This window comes from Arthrobacter sp. Leaf234, assembly GCF_001422665.1.
Taxonomy (GTDB): domain Bacteria; phylum Actinomycetota; class Actinomycetes; order Actinomycetales; family Micrococcaceae; genus Arthrobacter_D.
In genome coordinates this window covers 1,406,981-1,424,800 of the sequence record NZ_LMLU01000001.1, presented here as the reverse complement: position 1 = coordinate 1,424,800, position 17,820 = coordinate 1,406,981, and the positions used below count along the sequence as shown (strand labels likewise).

The 17,820-nt window shown below is 70.1% G+C and carries 16 protein-coding genes; 6 read left to right on the top strand and 10 right to left on the bottom strand.

Going from position 1 to position 17,820, the window contains the following annotated elements; translation table 11 throughout:
• Nucleotides 1-90: 90 nt before the first annotated feature.
• From ASF21_RS06700 to ASF21_RS06680, 5 genes are all read left to right on the top strand, one after another.
• The gene (locus ASF21_RS06700) at nucleotides 91-2,166 is read left to right on the top strand and encodes a beta-galactosidase (RefSeq protein ID WP_055768366.1); all 2,076 of its coding nucleotides are present in this window, start codon (nucleotides 91-93) and stop codon (nucleotides 2,164-2,166) included.
• The gene (locus ASF21_RS06695) at nucleotides 2,144-3,082 is read left to right on the top strand and encodes a carbohydrate ABC transporter permease (RefSeq protein ID WP_055768363.1); all 939 of its coding nucleotides are present in this window, start codon (nucleotides 2,144-2,146) and stop codon (nucleotides 3,080-3,082) included. Before ASF21_RS06700 ends, ASF21_RS06695 begins: the two co-directional genes overlap by 23 nt.
• A 95-nt stretch (nucleotides 3,083-3,177) precedes the next feature.
• Complete coding sequence (locus ASF21_RS06690; protein ID WP_055769295.1) at nucleotides 3,178-4,011, top strand: carbohydrate ABC transporter permease; 834 nt, start codon at nucleotides 3,178-3,180, stop codon at nucleotides 4,009-4,011.
• An 85-nt stretch (nucleotides 4,012-4,096) separates the two neighbouring features.
• Complete coding sequence (locus ASF21_RS06685) at nucleotides 4,097-5,437, top strand: ABC transporter substrate-binding protein (RefSeq protein ID WP_055768359.1); 1,341 nt, start codon at nucleotides 4,097-4,099, stop codon at nucleotides 5,435-5,437.
• Between the two features lie 85 nt (nucleotides 5,438-5,522).
• Nucleotides 5,523-7,415 carry an amylosucrase gene (locus tag ASF21_RS06680; RefSeq protein WP_055768356.1) on the top strand — a complete coding sequence of 631 codons (1,893 nt, stop codon included), beginning with the start codon at nucleotides 5,523-5,525 and terminating at the stop codon, nucleotides 7,413-7,415.
• A gap of 21 nt (nucleotides 7,416-7,436) precedes the next feature.
• Here ASF21_RS06680 and ASF21_RS06675 read toward each other — a convergent pair whose 3' ends face one another.
• From ASF21_RS06675 to ASF21_RS06655, 5 genes are all read right to left on the bottom strand, one after another.
• On the bottom strand, nucleotides 7,437-8,255 hold the full coding sequence (locus ASF21_RS06675) for a shikimate 5-dehydrogenase (protein WP_268753674.1): 819 nt from the start codon (nucleotides 8,253-8,255) through the stop codon (nucleotides 7,437-7,439).
• Between the two features lie 32 nt (nucleotides 8,256-8,287).
• Nucleotides 8,288-9,607 (bottom strand): hypothetical protein, encoded by a 1,320-nt coding sequence (locus ASF21_RS06670; protein WP_055768353.1) that lies wholly within the window; start codon nucleotides 9,605-9,607, stop codon nucleotides 8,288-8,290.
• A complete protein-coding gene (locus tag ASF21_RS06665; RefSeq protein ID WP_055768350.1) occupies nucleotides 9,604-10,119 on the bottom strand; it encodes a hypothetical protein in 516 nt (171 codons plus the stop codon). Before ASF21_RS06665 ends, ASF21_RS06670 begins: the two co-directional genes overlap by 4 nt.
• Before the next feature lie 86 nt (nucleotides 10,120-10,205).
• Nucleotides 10,206-11,561: a hypothetical protein gene (locus tag ASF21_RS06660; protein ID WP_055768347.1), complete on the bottom strand. Its 1,356-nt coding sequence runs from the start codon at nucleotides 11,559-11,561 to the stop codon at nucleotides 10,206-10,208.
• 2 nt (nucleotides 11,562-11,563) lie between these two features.
• Nucleotides 11,564-11,911 (bottom strand): DUF6507 family protein, encoded by a 348-nt coding sequence (locus ASF21_RS06655; RefSeq protein WP_055768343.1) that lies wholly within the window; start codon nucleotides 11,909-11,911, stop codon nucleotides 11,564-11,566.
• A gap of 236 nt (nucleotides 11,912-12,147) precedes the next feature.
• On the opposite strand from ASF21_RS06655, the gene ASF21_RS06650 reads away from it, so the two are divergent.
• Nucleotides 12,148-13,287, top strand: a complete 1,140-nt coding sequence (locus ASF21_RS06650; protein WP_055768341.1) for a glutamate--cysteine ligase — start codon at nucleotides 12,148-12,150, stop codon at nucleotides 13,285-13,287.
• Between the two features lie 88 nt (nucleotides 13,288-13,375).
• Here the strand turns inward: ASF21_RS06650 and ASF21_RS06645 are convergent, their stop codons facing one another.
• The 5 genes from ASF21_RS06645 to ASF21_RS06625 form a co-directional block, all read right to left on the bottom strand.
• Complete coding sequence (locus ASF21_RS06645) at nucleotides 13,376-13,618, bottom strand: hypothetical protein (protein ID WP_055768338.1); 243 nt, start codon at nucleotides 13,616-13,618, stop codon at nucleotides 13,376-13,378.
• 116 nt (nucleotides 13,619-13,734) lie between these two features.
• Nucleotides 13,735-14,055, bottom strand: coding sequence for an HPr family phosphocarrier protein (locus ASF21_RS06640; RefSeq protein WP_055768336.1), 321 nt, complete (start codon nucleotides 14,053-14,055; stop codon nucleotides 13,735-13,737).
• A gap of 91 nt (nucleotides 14,056-14,146) precedes the next feature.
• A complete protein-coding gene (locus ASF21_RS06635; protein WP_082471283.1) occupies nucleotides 14,147-16,123 on the bottom strand; it encodes a beta-galactosidase in 1,977 nt (658 codons plus the stop codon).
• 150 nt (nucleotides 16,124-16,273) lie between these two features.
• Complete coding sequence (locus ASF21_RS06630; RefSeq protein ID WP_055768329.1) at nucleotides 16,274-16,918, bottom strand: hypothetical protein; 645 nt, start codon at nucleotides 16,916-16,918, stop codon at nucleotides 16,274-16,276.
• On the bottom strand, nucleotides 16,915-17,802 hold the full coding sequence (locus ASF21_RS06625; RefSeq protein WP_235498708.1) for a carbohydrate ABC transporter permease: 888 nt from the start codon (nucleotides 17,800-17,802) through the stop codon (nucleotides 16,915-16,917). The genes ASF21_RS06630 and ASF21_RS06625 overlap by 4 nt, the downstream gene beginning before the upstream one ends.
• Nucleotides 17,803-17,820: the final 18 nt, after the last annotated feature.

Genomic DNA, 17,820 nt, shown 5'->3' with positions numbered 1-17,820 from the left:
GAGTCCTGCCGCCCGCTTGTGGGAGCGTTCACAGAATGCGCCGGCGCCTCCCCGACGACGGGATCGGCACCGCAGCATCGAGGAGCAGGCTTGGCACGCACAACCACCGTCGCAGGACTGTCCGGCACCGGGCAGCTCGTGTTCGGATGCGATTACAACCCCGAGCAGTGGGACCGGTCCGTCTGGGACGAGGACGTCCGCCTCATGAAGGAAGCCGGCGTCAACCTCGTCGCCGTCAACATCTTCGGGTGGGCAGAGATCGAACCCGAGCAGGGCACCTTCCGCTTCGACGACCTCGACGCCGTCATGGACCTCCTCGCCGCGAACAGGATCGGCGTGAATCTCGGCACCGGGACGTCATCGACCCCGGCCTGGCTGACCACGGCACACCCGGAGATCCTGCCGCGGACGGCCGACGGCACCGCCCGCTGGCCGGGCGGCCGGCAGGCCTTCTGCCCCAGCTCGCCGATCTACCGCGAGCGTGCCCTCGCCCTCGTCGAGCAGGTGTCCACCCGCTACGGCCACCACCCCGCCCTGCGCCTGTGGCACGTCTCCAACGAACTCGGCTGCCACAACTCGCTGTGCTACTGCGACGTCTCCGCGGATTCGTTCCGCGGGTGGCTCCGCACGCGCTACGGCACCCTGGACGCGCTCAACGCCGCCTGGGGCACCGCCTTCTGGAGCCAGCGCTACTCCGCGTGGGAGCAGATCCTCCCACCGAGGCTCACGCTGTCCGCGACCAACCCCACCCAGACGCTCGACTTCAACCGCTTCAGCTCGGACGAACTCCTCGCGCACTACCGCGCGGAGGAGGCCGTCCTCCGGCGCACCAGCGATGCGCCCGTCACCACCAACTTCATGGTCGCCGCGCACATCCGGAACCAGGACTACTGGTCCTGGGCGCCGCACATGGACGTCATCGCGAACGACCACTACGTGGACCACCGCCTCGAGGCCCCCCTCGCGGAGCTCGCCTTCACCGCGGACGCCACCCGGGGGCTCGCCCAGGGCCGTCCCTGGCTGCTGATGGAGCACTCCACCGGAGCCGTGAACTGGCAGCCCCGCAACATCGCCAAGGGACCCGGCGAGATGCTCCGCACCTCCCTCACACACCTCGCCCGCGGTGCCGATGGCCTGTGCTTCTTCCAGTGGCGCGCGTCGCTGCAGGGCAGCGAGAAGTTCCACTCGGCGATGGTCCCGCACGCCGGTACCGACTCGCAGACCTGGCGCGACGTCGTCGACCTGGGTTCCGCGCTCGGCAGGCTGGGTGAGCTCGCCGGCACCACGGTGCACGCCGACGTGGCCCTCGTCTTCAGCTGGGAGGCCTGGTGGGCGCACGACCAGGAATCGCACCCCTCCGGGGACGTCCGGTACATCGAGCAGGTCCACGCGGCCTACCGGGCGCTGTGGGACGCGGGACTGACCGTCGACGTCGTCGCTCCCGGAGCGGATCTCTCGGGCTACAAACTCGCGGTGGTCCCCCATCTCTACCTGATCCGCGACGAGGACGCCGACAGGATCAGCGCCTTCGTCCGCGCCGGCGGTTCGGCGTTCGTCACCTTCTTCAGCGGGATCGTCGACGAGAACGAACGCGTGCGGCCGGGGGGCTACCCGGGCGCATTCCGGGACCTGCTCGGCATCCGGTCCGAGGAGTTCTTCCCGCTCCACCCGGCACATCCGCTGACGATGGACAACGGGTCACCGGCGTCGCTCTGGTCCGAGTCGCTCCACCTCACGACGGCCGAGGCCGTCCTCCGCTACGCGACCGGCCACCACGCAGGCGCTCCGGCCGTGACCCGCAATCGCGCCGGGGCCGGCGAGGCCTGGTACGCCGCGACCGTGCTCGACGGCGGGGTCCTGAAGGACCTGCTGCTGCGGGCGGCCGTGGCCGCCGGCGTCCACCTCCCGGAGGCACAGTCCGGGCTGGAGTGCGTGACCCGGCGCGGCAACGGCCACGACTACGTCTTCCTCATCAACCATTCCACCGAGGACCGCAAGCACCGGGTCCGCGGGATGGAACTGCTGACCGCCGAGGCCGTGGCCGACGTCGTCGTGGTTCCCGCGGGCGCGGTCCGCGTCGTCCGCACCGACACCCCGGAATCAGCACTCCCCCACACCGACGGCTCGCCCCAGGGCCGAAAGGATGCAGGCCATGACCGTCATTAGCACCCCGGCCGACGCGCCCAAGGCGCCACCGGCCACGCGGAAGAACCGCTCGTCCGGAGCGCAGCGCCGTGCGGTGGCCCTGTTCATCGCCCCGTTCGCGCTGCTGTTCCTCGCCTTCTACGCCGTCCCGATCATCTACGCGATCGTGCAGTCACTGCTCACGGTCGAGCGCGACGGCACCTTCGGACCGCCGCGCCAGGTCTTCGGCGGCCTCGTGCAGTACGAGCAGGTCTTCCAGAACACGGCGTTCTGGGAATCCGTGGGCCGCGTCCTCCTGTTCGGCGTGGTGCAGGTGCCGATCATGCTGGGCCTCGCCCTGCTGTTCGCCCTGCTCCTCGATTCCCCGCTGCTGAAGGGCAAGAAGTTCTTCCGCCTCGCGTTCTTCGCCCCGTACGCCGTCCCGGGCGTCATCGCGGCGATCATGTGGGGCTTCCTCTACTCGCCGTCACTCTCGCCCTTCGGCGCCGTGACCTCCAACGTCGACTTCCTGGGCGGGAACCTGGTGCTCTGGGCCATCGCGAACATCGTGACGTGGGTCTACGTCGGCTACAACATGCTGATCATCTACTCCTCGCTCCTCGCGATCCCCACCGAGATCTACGAGGCAGCACGGCTCGACGGCGCCAGCAACCTCCAGATCGCCTGGCGGATCAAGATCCCCCTCGTGATCCCCGCGATCATCCTCACCGCGGTGTTCTCGATCATCGGCACCCTGCAGCTGCTCGCGGAACCGCAGACCCTGCGCAGCTTCAGCTCGGCGATCAACAGCACGTTCACCCCGAACCTCGCGGTCTACACCACGGCGTCGGTGCCGAACTACAATCTCGCCGCGGCGTTCTCCGTGGTCCTCGCCCTCGCCACGTTCATCCTCTCCTTCGTCTTCCTGAAGTCCACCCAGCGGAAGGTCACCCAGTGACGGCAGCCCCAGCCACCACCCCCAGGAGCCGCCGCGGCGGGAGCACGACGGCGCCCGGTGCCGACACGCATGCCCGCGGGCCGCGCCAGAGCATCATGTCCCGCAGCGCCGCGATGCTCATCATGGGAGTCTTCACCCTCTATTTCCTGACGCCGATCTGGTGGCTCCTCACCACGTCCACGAAGACCGGCGGCGAGATCACCTCCACGGCTCCGCTGTGGTTCACGGCGAACTCCTTCGGGACGTTCTTCGGGAACCTCGGCCGCCTGTTCTCCTACGGGGACGGCCTCTTCGGCCGCTGGCTGCTGAACTCCGCCCTGTACGCCGGAGTCGGTGCCCTGATCGGCACGGTCATCGCGGCGATGTGCGGGTACGCCCTGGCGAAGTACGAGTTCAGGGGCCGCGAGGCGATCTTCAACATCGTCCTCAGCGGTGTCCTGGTCCCGGCGACGGCGCTCGCCCTGCCGCTGTTCCTGATCTTCAGCCAGGTCGAGCTCACCAACACCATGTGGGCCGTCTTCCTGCCGAGCCTCGTGAGCCCGTTCGGCGTGTACCTCGCACGCATCTACGCCGCGGCGAGCGTTCCCGGCGAACTGCTCGAGGCGGCCCGCCTCGACGGCTCGGGCGAGATCCGCACGTTCTTCACGGTCTCCACGCGCCTGATGGCACCGGCCCTCGTGACGATCTTCCTCTTCCAGTTCGTGGCCATCTGGAACAACTTCTTCCTGCCCCTGATCATGCTCCGCGACCAGGCGCTCTTCCCGGTGACCCTCGGCCTCTACGCCTGGAACAGCCAGATCAGCCAGATCCCCGAACTGCGTTCCCTCGTGATCGTCGGAGCGCTCGTGTCGATCGTCCCGCTGATCATCGCCTTCCTCGCGCTCCAGCGGTTCTGGAGCAGCGGCCTGGGCGCCGGCGGCGTCAAGTAGCACCACCGATCTTCCCGACCAGCACCACAGGTGTCGGGGCGTCCGCCCCCGCACCGCACTGCTCAATCAACCGATAGGAAAGACAATGCGCGCGCATTACGGAAAAGTCACCGCGGCCTTTGCCATGATTTCTGCGCTGGCTCTCTCCGGCTGTTCAGCCGGCGGAGACAGCTCCGGAGCCGAGGCAGGGGCCGAGGCAGCCCCCTGCGAGGCCTCCGACGGTCCCGTGACCCTCGAGTTCACCACCTGGGTGCCGGGTATGGACCAGGTCGTCGAGCTCTGGAACGAGGCGAACCCGGACATCCAGGTCACTGTCCAGACCGGGCCCAACGGCAACTCGGGTACGTACCAGAACTTCTTCAACCAGATCCAGGCCGGCAACGCCCCGGACCTCGGCCAGATCGAGTACGACGCACTGCCGAACTTCCGCGTCCAGGACGGCCTGGAGAACATCGCCGGCTGCGAGGGTGTCGCCGACGCCCAGGACCAGTTCGTGGACTGGACGTGGGGCCAGGTGACCTTCGGCGAGGAGGGCTCGGTCTACGCGGTCCCCCAGGACAGCGGTCCCATGGCCATGTACTACCGCGCCGACCTCTTCGAGGAGGCCGGCATCGAGGTGCCCACCACGTGGGAGGAGTACGCCGCGGCGGCCGAGGAGATCAAGGCCCAGGGTTCCTATATCACCAACTTCCCGAAGACCGACGTCAACTGGTTCGCCGGCATGGTGTGGCAGAACGGCGGCCAGTGGTTCGCGAACGACGGCGAGAACTGGGACGTCAACCTGACGAGCCCGGAGTCCGAGGAGGTCGCCACCTACTGGCAGGACCTGCTGTCCGAGGACCTCGTCTCCACCCTGCCCTCCTTCTCCGACGAGTGGAACGCGTCCTTCAACACCGGCCAGCAGTGGACCTGGGTCTCCGCGGTCTGGGGCGCGACCACCCTGTCCGACGGCGCGCCCGACACCGCCGGCAAGTGGGCCGTGGCCCCGATGCCGCAGTGGGAGGACGGCGGCGAGACCGCAGGCAACTGGGGCGGTTCCTCCACCGCGGTGCTGAAGGGCTCGGAGCACCCGGCTGAAGCCGCGAAGTTCGCGCTCTGGCTGAACACCGATCCCGAAGCCCTCGCCCTCGCCAACGAACTCGGCGGCCTCTACCCGGCCGCGAAGTCGGCCACCGAGCTCGAAGCCTTCGCCGGCGGTGTCGACTACTACGGCGGACAGAAGATCTACGACGTCTTCGCCGAAGCCTCCTCGAACGTGAACCCGGACTTCACCTGGGGACCGACCATGACGCAGACCTACACCGACGTCTCCGACGGGTTCGGTGCCGCCATCGGTGGTTCGGGCACGCTGATGGACGCCCTCGAGACCGGCCAGCAGAAGACGATCGACTCGCTGAAGGCGCAGTCGATCCCCGTCTCGGAGTAACTCCGCGCCGAGCACCAGATCATGGAGCGCCGCGTCCCGTAAGGGACGTGGCGCTTCCTGCATCCGCCTGGAATAGGGTTGACGGATGACCACGCCACGGGCCGAGGACCGCATCCGAGCAGAGCTGCAGTCCGCCCGTTCGGCGGACACGCCGGATGCCGAGTGGAGGTCCTTCGAGGCCCGCTTCGACACGGAGTTCCCGCGCCTGCAGTCCCTGTTCCACCGGATCTACGGGCCGGACGCGGACGCGGAGCTGGTGCAGGTGGTGCTGGACGCCGCCCGCTCCTGGCAGGAGCGCCCGGCGGACCTCAAGGACATCGACGCCTCGCGGGCCATGGCACCCGAGTGGTTCAGGTCGAACAGGATGCTCGGGGGCGTCTGCTACGTGGACCTGTACGCCGGCGATCTCGCCGGTGTACGCGAGCGCATCCCCTACTTCCGCGAACTCGGGCTCACCTACCTGCACCTGATGCCGCTCTTCCTCGCGCCCGAGGCGAACTCCGACGGCGGCTACGCCGTGTCCAGCTACCGGGACGTCGATCCCCGGCTCGGGACCATGGACGACCTCGCGGACCTCGCCCGGGAGCTCCGCGAGGAGGGGATCGCCCTCGTGGTCGACTTCATCTTCAACCACACCTCCAACGAGCACGACTGGGCGCGCAGGGCCGTTGCCGGCGACCCCGACTACGCCGACTTCTACTGGATCTACCCGGACCGCGAGCTGCCCGACGCCTACGAGCGGACGGTACGCGAGATCTTCCCCGACGACCACCCCGGCTCCTTCGTGCAGCTCGAGGACGGACGCTGGATCTGGGCCACCTTCTACTCCTTCCAGTGGGACCTGAACTACCGCAATCCGAAGGTCTTCCGGGCCATGGCCGGCGAGATGCTCCACCTCGCGAACCAGGGCGTCGACATCATCCGGATGGACGCCGTCGCCTTCATCTGGAAGCAACTCGGCACCGCCTGCGAGAGCCTGCCCGAGGCACACCTCCTCCTCCAGGCCTTCAACGCCGTGTGCCGCCTCGCGGCGCCGTCGCTCCTGTTCAAGTCGGAGGCGATCGTGCACCCCGACGAGGTGGTGCAGTACGTCGACCCGGGCGAGTGCCAGCTGAGCTACAACCCCCTGCAGATGGCCCTGATCTGGAACTCGCTCGCCACGCGGGACGCCTCCCTCCTCGCCCAGGCGCTGGAACGCCGGCACGACCTCCCCGACGGGACCGCATGGGTCAACTACGTCCGCAGCCATGACGACATCGGGTGGACCTTCTCCGACGAGGACGCCGCGGAACTCGGGATCGACGGCCACGACCACCGCCGGTTCCTCAACGCCTTCTACGTGGACCGCTTCCCGGACAGCTTCGCGCGCGGTGTCCCGTTCCAGGACAATCCGCGCACCGGCGACTGCCGTATCTCGGGCACCACGGCCTCCCTCGCGGGACTGGAGGCCGGCGACGGCGCCGCCGTGGCCCGCATCCTCCTGGCCCACTCCATCATCCTCAGCACGGGCGGCATCCCGCTGCTCTACCTCGGGGACGAGGTGGGCCAGCTGAACGACTACTCCTACGTGGACGATCCCGCGAAGGCCGGGGACAGCCGCTGGGTGGGACGGCCCGCCTACCCCGCCGAGCGCTACGCCGCGAGGACGGACCCCGCCACCGGGGCAGGCGCCCTCTTCAGCGGCCTGTCGGGACTCATCGGCATACGGAAGCGCACGCCCGAATTCGCCGGCGGGCGGCTCCTGCCCTTCCACACGCACAACCCGCACGTCCTGGGGTACCAGCGGCCCGGGCTGCTCGACGGCGAGCACTCCACCGTCGTCGTGTTCGCCAATGTCGCCGACACCCATCAGGTGATCGCGTCCACCACGCTGTCCGGGCTGCCCCGGACGGCCGTCGACCTCATCGGGGGCGGGGTGATCCGCCTCGACACCGCGCTGACCCTCGAACCGTACGCCGTGCGGTGGCTGCGGGTCTGACGACGGCGACGGCCGCGTGCGTCAGGCCTCCCGGCGCGAGAACTCCCCCGCCGCACGGACCTGCTCCGGCGTGGGTCTGATCCCCGTGTACAGCACGAACTGCTCCTCCGCCTGCAGGGCCACCACCTCGGCCCCGGTGATGACGGGCTTCCCGGCCGCCCTCGTGGCGAGGACCAGGGGCGTCTCCGACGGGGAGGCGACGACGTCGAACACCACCCGCGCGGCGTCGACCGCGGCCTGCGGGAAGGCGAGGGCATCCGCGTCCGCGCCCGCCATGCCCAGGGGGGTCACGTTGAGCAGGAGATCGGCCACCGCATCGCCGGCCTCGGCACGCCAGTCGAAGCCGTACAGGCCGGCGAGCGCCCGCCCGGTCCGCTCGTTGCGGGCGACGACGGTGACCCGCCCGAACCCGGAGTCCCGCAGGGCGGCGACGACAGCCTTCGCCATGCCGCCCGAACCCCGGACCAGCACGGAGGATGCCGACGGGACGGCGTGCTCGCGGAGCAGCCGTTCGACGGCCAGGTAGTCCGTGTTGTAGGCGGTCAGGACGCCGTCGTCGTTCACGATGGTGTTCACGGAGTCGATCGCGGTGGCCGACGGGTCCATCCGGTCGACGAGCGGGATCACGTCCTCCTTGAAGGGCATGGACACGGCACATCCCCGGATGCCCAGGCCGCGCAGCCCCGCGACGGCGGCCGGGAGGTCGGTGGTGGTGAACGCCTTGTAGATGTAGTTCAACCCCAGCTCCTCGTAGAGGTAGTTGTGGAAGCGCGTGCCGATGTTGCTCGGCCGGGCTGCCAGGGAGATGCAGAGGGTCATGTCTTTGTTCAGGATGGGCACCCGGCCATTCTCCCTGCCGTGCGGCGTCCGGCCTAGTAGGCGCCCAGGCGCACCATGCCGTCGTGCACGTGACGGGCCAGGACGCTCCACACGGCGGCGGACTGGAACGGTTCGAGCTCCACGCCTCCTGTCCCGTTCACGAAGACGAGGTGCTGACCCGCCGTGCCTGCCGAGAGCCACGTGCTCGCCGGCGCCTCCGAGCCGGCGTCCTGCAGCGACCAGGCGAGCCACGGCTCCCGCCACATGCGGACCAGGCCCGGATCGCGGCCCGGCGGACTGGTGACCGGGCCGTTCTCGAGCCGGCGGGCGAAGGCCTCCGCGGTCAGGGCGAGATGCTCGCCGGTGTAGCTCCAGGCGGGTCCCACGCCCAGCCAGGAGACGATCAGGGCGGGCAGGCTCGCGGCGTTCACGGCCTGCACCCGGCTCCGGCCGAGCGCCGGGGTCGCAGGGTCCCCTGCCGGGGCCGGTCCGGACACCAGGAAGGCACCGGCCGGGCCGACCCACGCCGTGAGGGAGGTCGCGAGATCGGCGCGGGAGGCGCCGACCGTGAAGGAGAAGGTCCGCTCCCTCAGCGGGGCGAGCAGCTGCCGTCCCGCCGTCGTCGGCACACCCGTTGCGTCGAGCAGACCGGCTGCGACGAGTTCGGCACGCAGCGGACCCTCCTCGGCCGGATGGACGGCGCCCACGCGGTCCTCGGCACGGCTCATCAGCAGGCCGAGGGCCTCGTCACCGACGAGGTGGCCGCCGGCGACGAACGGCTGCACGGCGGCGATGCGGGAGAGATCCTCGAGGGGACGCCCCAGGTGCTCGGAGGCGGTCCGGTCGAGGGCTGGCTCGGGACCTGTCGCCGCCGGAGCCCCGGCCGGCGGCGTGGTGGGCGGCGTGGTCGGCCCTGCCTCGACGGTCGCCAGGGAAACCATCCGGTGAAGGAGGGGTTCCATCCCGAGCAGCTGTTCGGGCGCGAAACTGCAGGTGATCTCGAGGGACAGCCCGCCGATCACGCAGAGCCACCGCACGGCGCAGACGGCCTGGCCGGCCTCCTCGTACGTGATCTTCTGGCGGCGGGCGGGATGTCCGCCGAGGGTCGCTTCCTCGTGCCCGACCACATGGGCTCCCGGCAGGGACCGGAGGGAGGAGATGACGGCCCTCGTCGCGAGCAGGGCGAGTGATACACCGCCGCTCTCACCGAGGCGCACGACGAGATTCGGCCGGAACGTCCCCTCGGGGACCTCGGGATGCGCGAGCACCAGTGCGGCGCCGCGCTCGGACAGCCGCTGCCAGGCGCCGAGCCGCGGGACGGAGACGGGGCCGGCCGTCTCCCAGGTCCACCCCTGATCGAGCTGCGTGGTCATGGCGCCTTCCGGTCCTGCGTCGGGTCCTGCATCGCATCCTGCATCGGGTCCTGCATCGGGTCCTGCATCGGGTCCTGCATCGGGGTGTCCGTCCGGGTCGCTGTCCGGTCCCGGGGTGCGCCGTCCTGCTGCCCGCCCTCCTGTCCGTCCGTCGGCCCGTACTTCCGGGAGAAGGCGTCCGTCCCGTTCCTGATGCGGTCGTCGGACTCCCTCATCCAGCGGGGCTGGAGGAAGCGTGGCATGAAGAAACAGCCGAGCAGGCCCAGAGCCAGGCAGGCGGTCAGGACGAGACCGACCAGCCCGGCTGCGGGCTGGGGCAGGTCGAGCAGGGCGTCATCGACGGCGATACCCACCAGGAAGACGCCGATCGGCAGCATCGCCAGGCTGGGCTTGCCCGGCAGGAACCCGTCCCCCACCACGAGGAAGGTCCAGGTCCGGCGGATCGTCGCGATGCTCGCGACGATCAGGAAGAGACCCAGCGGGAGGGCGGTGAACAGGAGGATCGGGGACATCAGGGGCTCCGTGGGGCGAAGGGGCGGGCAGGATCACAGGGTCCTCGGCCGGGCGTCGGCGTCGAACGCTCGGCGGCGCGGCCAGCCTAGCCGAAGACCGAGTCCCATCCGTCCGAGATCGCTCCGCCGATGTCGGACACGACCTCCTTGCCGGCGTCGTACGCCGCCTCCGCACCGTCCGCGACGGCGTCCTTGACACTCTCCCCGCCCAGCCAGTCCGGCAGTTCCTGGTCCGCCAGGTAGGAGATGCCCATGCCGACGCCGAAGCCGATCACCGTACCCACCGGACCGCCGATCATGGTCCCGACAGCGGCGCCCGTCATACCCGCACCGACGTCGAACGCGGTCTTCGCCCCACCGCGCACCACGCCGAGCTCGGTGGCCCGGGCATTCCGGTCCGCCTCGCTCATCTCCGGGTGCTCGACGAGCAGACGGTCGTAGGCCTTGCCGCGCTCGTCCGCGATGGTCAGTCCCGCCATCCCCACCGCGAGCACGCCGCCGCCGATTCTGATGCCCTTCAGCCCGTTCGGCAGCTCGCCGAAGGTGGGCCTCGGCGCCGCCGGATCGGGGATGCGCCAGTTGGAGGGGTTCGCGTCCACGCGCGCCCGGTAGGCCGCTGAGCTGTCGTAGAGCCGTTGGTTCACCGACGGACGCCAATCCACCGCGGGCACGAACCCGTTCCGCGTGTAGGCCTCGGACACCGTGCGGCCGTAGTCGGGGTGGTCCGGGCTGCTGATGTGGACGTCGCGGCCGTCGATGGTCAGGTACCGGTTCCCCGCGATCTCCGCCGGCGTGAGCGGCAGGTTCGGATCGAGGGGTGTGAACCTGAAGTCCTGCCACGGCATGGGGACCTGGCGGTAGGCCGTGATGTCGACGCGCTTGAACGTGTAGGTGCCCGAGTAGTTGGTTCCGCCCGCGACGACCAGTCCCACCTCGGGCCCGCTCAGGGTGCTCACGGTGTCGTCGGTGGTGCCGTCGATGCCGTTGAGTGCCGCGACGCACGCGAGGACCGCGTCGTCGTAGTCCTGCGCCAGCGCAGTGATGTCGTGCTGCAGCAGGCCCTGCTGCAGCTGGTCGACGTCCGAATCAGGATCGGCGGGATCGACGCGTGGCGGGTCCGCCTCGAAGGCGGCCACCTCGCCGAGCAGGGCTGAACGCCGGGCCTCGAGCTGGCGGACGGTGTCCGCGAAGGCCGTCAGCGCCGTCTTCGCCTGCGCGGCGGCGAGTTCGAGGACGTCCCCGTGGGGTGTGATGCTGCTGAACACCGCGAGGACGTCGACCTGCTCGGGTGCGCTGTAGGAGGCGGACAGTCCCGACCAGCTGGTGGCCAGGCCGTCGACGGCGGTGCTGACCGCGGTCCCCGCTGTGGCGATCTCCGCGGCTGCGGCGTCGAGGTCGGCGGTCAGCGCCCAGTCGTCCAGGCCGCTCGTGTCGAAGCCCACCGTCACTCCTTCGCGTCGTCGATGTCGAGGGAGGGCATCTCCGTCACCCGGGCGCGGGCGGTGTCCGCCATGGCGGCGTCCCCCTCCACATAGGCGTTGATCGCAGCACCCACACCATTCAAGGCGTTCTCCACCCTGGTCGTCGCGGCCTCGCACTGGAGGACCAGCACGTTGTTCCAGAGGGCGATGAGGGCTCCGCCGATCTGCTGGCTGCGGGAGGCCGTCATCGCCGCATCGATCGCCGAGCTGAGGTCGGCGCGCGCGGTGTCGATCTCCACACTCTCGGCCGTCACGCCGGCCAGCACGCCCCGGCATGCGGCCACGTCGATGTCGTACCCCGGTATCGCCATATCCATTCCCCCATGCGTTCAGCTCCGGACGGCGGCCTGAGCGCCGCGTCCCTCCTGCACTCTAGGTGCTGATGCGGGTTCCGGGCGATGGGGAGAACTCCCCATCCTGTCCCACCGTCGACGCGGGGACGCATCGCCGCACCCGGCTCCGTCACTACACTGGGGACAGTCCTCCCTGCGACGGCGCATCGACGAGGCGTCCGCACCCCTTCCCGTACCGTTTCAGGAGCGTCTCCTTGAAGATCGATTTCGCCCAGTCAGCGCAGTCCACCCTCGGCGTCGAGTGGGAGCTCGCCCTCGTGGACCGGTACAACGGCGAACTCGTCTCGGTGGCCGACCAGGTGCTCCGCGGGGTCAGCGCGAACCACCCCGAGCTCCAGGAGGACGAGGAGCACCCGCACATCAAGCAGGAGCTGCTGCTCAACACCGTCGAGCTGGTCACGGGGATCTGCAGCACCGTGGCGGAGGCGAAGGAGGACCTCTCCCGTTCCCTCGCCGCCGTGCGGGAAGTGACCGACCCCATGGGCATCGAACTGTTCTGCGCCGGATCCCACCCCTTCAGCGCCCCCCGATCCCAGCCCGTCACGGACAAGGAGCGCTATGCCAAGCTGATCGACCGCACCCAGTGGTGGGGCCAGCAGATGGTCATCTACGGCGTGCACGTCCATGTGGGCCTCGACGCGCGGGACAAGGCCCTGCCGGTGGTCGACGGACTGACCAACTACTTCCCCCACTTCCAGGCGCTCTCGGCATCGTCGCCGTTCTGGGGCGGCGAGGACACGGGCTATGCGTCGCAGCGGGCCCTCATGTTCCAGCAGCTGCCCACCGCGGGACTCCCCTTCCACTTCGACGACTGGTCGGGCTACGAGTCCTACGTGCAGGACATGTCCACCACGGGCGTCATCGACTCCGTCAGCGAGATCCGGTGGGACATCCGCCCCGTGGGCAACCTCGGGACGGTGGAGATGCGCGTGTGCGACGGCCTCTCGACCCTGCAGGACGTCGGGGCCGTCGCTGCCCTCACCCAGTGCCTGGTCCACGAGTTCTCGCGGGCGCTCGACGCCGGCGGCACCATCCCCACCATGCAGCCGTGGCACATCCAGGAGAACAAGTGGCGGGCTGCCCGCTACGGCCTGGACGCGATCATCATCCTCGACGCCGACGGCAACGAGCAGCTCGTCACGGAGCACCTCGTCGAGGTCCTGAACCGGCTCGAGCCCATCGCCGCCGAGCTCGGCTGCAGCAGCGAACTCGCCGACGTCGAGGACATCATGCGGCGCGGAGCCGGCTACCAGCGCCAACGGCGGATCGCCGAGGAGAACGACGGCGACCTCCGCGCCGTCGTGCTCGACATGGTGGAGCAGTTGCGCGCCTAGTGTCCGCGCGGCCGGTCCTGCAGGAGCTGTCGGCCGGTCGCCCGCCGGTCGCCCGCCTGCCGTGGCCTGCCGTGGCCTGCCGGTGGCCCTATCGTCCGCCGGTGAAGCGGTCGTCGGTCGTCGGGTTGTCCGCCGGAGCATCCTCGAGGCCGAGATTGCCGGCGGCCGTCTGTGGGAAGGGGTCGCCGTCGGGCACGGCCTGGTTCGCGATGAGGTCGACCTCGTCGGCCGCCGTGAGGGGCCCGTCCTGGATCTGGCCGACGTCCGTCGGATCGATCCCCTCGGTGCTGCCCAGGTCCTTCAGATGGTGGTTCCCGCTCGGCTGTTCCATCCACCGAGCCTAGGCCGGAGCACCGTCCGGCCGCAGGGCGGACGGCCGCCCACGAGGTCGTTGCGCCCACCGGCACTCTGTGGGACGTGCCGGCATCGACCGGTGGGGTGATGCGCCTAGGTGACGGGTGGAGTTGCCACGAGCAGGGCCACGACCCCGGCGAGGACTCCCTCCGCCCCCGGACCGGAGCACGTCACCAGGACGGTCTCTCCCGCTCCGAGGCCGAGCCCGAGGACATCCAGCAGCCGGGCAGCGTCGGCGGCGTTCTGCGGCTCGGCGGATCGGTGGAGGCGCACATCGCAGCCCGATCCCTCCACGAGGTCCGCCATCCGTCGGGCGAGGGCGGCATGAAGACCATGGGGATCGCCGATGACCACCTCGTCCACCATGTCCTGCCTCCTGCCCGATCCGCTCGCGTGGCCCACGATGGGCTGCACGCGTCCGTCCTGCGGGCCCAACGAGAAATCTACCCGCCTCGGCAGCAGCGATCGACCGGAATTCCGGCGCGGACCCGGCTCTCCCGTCCGGTCAGTCGCCGGTGCGGACGACGGCGTACCCGAAGGGCTGCAGGCTCACGCCGTCCACCGCTCCGCCGCCCAGGACGTCCTCGCCGCGGAGGCCGACCTCCGCGGTCCGGTTCCCGTGGTTGATCACGGTCAGCAGCGAGCCGCGCCGGATGGCTTCGACCGTCGGTGGCAGGTCCGGCAGTACGGGTTCCACCCCGGCACCGGCGAACACCTGCTGCAGCACCTGGCGCGCGCCGCCGGCGTCGGGGACGGTCGCGAGATAGTAGGCGCGGCCGTCCCCCCGGGCCGCGACGGTGAAGGCAGGACGGCCCCCCTCACGCCCGCCGTCGAACCGTGCCAGGACGTCGGCATCCGCCGCGTGTGCCTCCTCCGCCAGGAGGGAGCCCTCGAAGGCGATGGCCTCGCCCCGCACCCGCGCATGCTGCTGCCCGGGACCCGCGGATCCCGGGGGCACCAGCGCGCCGAAGTCGTCGACGACGATCCCCAGCAGGTCCCGCAGCTGGGTGCCGAAGCCGCCGGGGCGGAACCTGTCGTGCTCGTCGACGACATCGGAGAACGCCGTGACCAGCAGATGCCCACCCGCGTGGACGAAGCCCTGCAGGTTGGCGGCGGCCTGCGCGGTGAGGAGATAGAGGTGTGGCGCGAGGACGACGTCGTACGGCGCGAGGTCCGCCGTCGGCGGCAGGAGGTCGACCTGCACGTGGAGGCGGTGGGCGGCGTCGTACCAGCCACGCAGCAGCGACAGGTAGTCCAGCGGTACGGGGTGGTCCGGGTTCTCGATCGCCCACCAGTTCTCCCAGTCGATCAGGAGCGCGACGTGCGCCGAGCCGTCGCCGGCCGGCAGATCGGGCAGGCTCGCGAGGGTGCGGCCGAGGGCCGTCACCTCGCCCCACGTGCGCGTCCGCGTCCCGGCGTGCGGCAGCATGCCGGAGTGGAACTTCTCGGATCCGGCCCTCGACTGCCGCCACTGGAAGAACAGGATGCCGTCCGCCCCGCGTGCGACCGCCTGCATGCTCTGCGCGGCGAGCTGGCCCGGTGCCTTCGGGGCATTGGTGGGCCGCCAGTTCACGGCGTTCGAGGCCTGTTCCATGAGCAGCCACGGCGTCCCCGGCTTGAGCGAGCGCATGAGGTCGCCGTGGAACGCCCCCTCGCGGAAACTCTCGGGGTCGTTCGGGTCCGGGTAGAGATCGTCACTGATGACATCGAGTTCCGCCGCCCACTGCGCGTAGTTCACGGGCTTGAACGCGCCCATGAAGTTGGTGGTGACGGGCTGCGTGGCCCCGGCCGCCCGGATGATGTCCCGTTCCATCCGATAGCACTCCAGGAGCATGTCCGAGGTGAAGCGGCGGTAGTCGAGCAGCTGGCCCGGGTTGTGGCTGTACGGCGCGTGCCGCGGCGGGAAGATCTCCGCGAAGGTGCCGTAGCGCTGTGACCAGAACATCGTGCCCCAGGCCTCGTTCACGGCGTCGATCGAGCCGTAGCGCTGCTGGAGCCACCCGCGGAACGCGTCACGCGCGGCGTCGGAGTAGTCCGTGTCCAGGTGGCAGCCGTACTCGTTGTTCACGTGCCAGAGGACCACGGCGGGGTGTCCCGCGTAGCGTTCGGCGATCCTCGTCACGAGGGCCGCAGCGAGCCTGCGGTAGGCGGGCGACGACGGCGCATAGTGCTGCCGGCTGCCGTGCCAGTAGGGTGTCCCGTTCTCGTCGGCCGCGAGCATCTCCGGGTACGCGACGGTCGCCCAGGGCGGCGGTGAGGCCGTGGCCGTGGCGAGGTCCACGGCGATGCCGCCCTCGTGCAGCAGCCCGATGACGCGGTCCAGCCACGCGAAGTCGAACTCGTGCTCGGAGGGCTGGATGCGCGCCCAGGAGAAGATGCCGAGGCTCACCAGGGTGACGCCGGCCTCGCGCATCCGGGCGACGTCCTCGGGCCACACCTCCTCGGGCCATTGCTCGGGGTTGTAATCGGCGCCGTAGTGCACGTGGTCTCCTGTGATCTGCCGGTGCTGCGGATGATGCGGGTGGACGGGGTCGGATCCGGGTCGGATCGGGTGGACGGGGTCGGATCCGGGTCGGATCGGGTGGACGGGGTCGGATCCGGGTCGGATCGGAACGCGGTGCCGCCGGGCCCGTCAGGAGCGTCGCCGGCGCTCCCGCACGGACGTCGCCAGGGCCGCGAAGACCAGGCAGCCTACACCCGGGACGATCAGCGGCGGAAGTTGCCAGGCGACCACGGCGGTGAGCACGACGGCGGCGGCGAGCCACAGGATCCCCGCCGGGTCATGGCGTGCGTCGCTGAGCCACAGGAGCACCGCGGCGCGCCAGGAGCGCGTCGCGTACCAGCGCGCCGTGGTGCCCGCGACGCCGCAGAGCAGCCCGACGAGGAGCAGGATCCCGGCCCCCAGGACGAGGGGCCCGCCGGGCAGGAGGCCCGAGCCGGCGACGACGATGTCCAGCAGGAGCAGCCCCGCCGCGACCAGCACGCCGATCCCCGCCGGCCAGCCGGTGCGCAGCGCTGCGGTGAAGTCGGCCACGAACTGCCGCACCGTGGAGTCCTCTGCGCGGAGGAAGCGGTGGAGATGCGCGGACCCGGCCGCGAGGGACGCCGGGAGCGTGATGATCCCCAGGGCGGCGACACAGCACAGGACGCCGACCCAGAGCACCTCGCCGAACAGGGCGAACCTCGCCGTCGCCCCGGGCCAGCGCACGGCGCTGCCGTCGCGGACGGCCGAGAGGCGCCCGCGCTCGGCAGCAGCGTCCCGCCGGCCCCGGGTCATCCCTTCAGGCCCTGGGTGGCGACGCCGTCCACGAGGAACCGCTGGAAGATGATGAAGAACAGCATGACCGGGAGCAGCGCCAGCACCGAGATGGCGATCGTGGCGCCGTAGTCGGACGTGCTCGTCTGGTCGTTGAAGATGTTCAGTGCCAGCGGCAGGGGGTACTTGTCCGGGGAGTTCAGGTACAGGAGCGGACCCAGGAAGTCGTTCCAGCTCCAGATGAACGCGAAGATCGACGACGTGATCAGGGCCGGCTTGATGAGCGGCAGCGTGATGGACAGGAAGATCCGCCCGTGGCCGCAGCCGTCGATGCGCGCGGCCTCGTCGAGCTCACGGGGCAGGTTGCGGATGAACTGCACCATCAGGAAGACGAAGAACGCCTCGGTGGCGAGGAACTTGCCGGCGAGCAGCGGCCAGAAGGTGTCGATCAGGCCGAGGTTCCGGAAGATGATGTACTGCGGGATGATCAGCACGTGGAACGGCAGGAGCAGCGTCCCGATCATGGCGGCGAACAGGATCTTGCTGCCCTTGAAGGTGATGCGCGAGAACGCGTAGGCGGCCATCGACGAGGAGATGACGGTACCGATCACGGCGCCGATGGCGAGGATCAGCGAGTTCAGGAAGAACTTCCACGTGGGGATGCCGGCGATGCCCTGCATGACCTTCACGAAGTTGTCGAAGGTGGGGTTCTCCGGGAGGAGCCCCTGGTTGCTGCCGAACTCCGCATTGGGTTTGAACGACGCCGAAAACATCCACAGGAGAGGATAGAGGACGACAGCCGTCAGCGCCAGGATCCCTACGATCCAGAGGGCTGTCGGGAGGTGGCGGCGCATGGGCCGCCGGCGCGGCCCGGACTGCCTCCGGTGGTCCGGGTCCACCGGCACCGGGACGGCGGGGTTCGA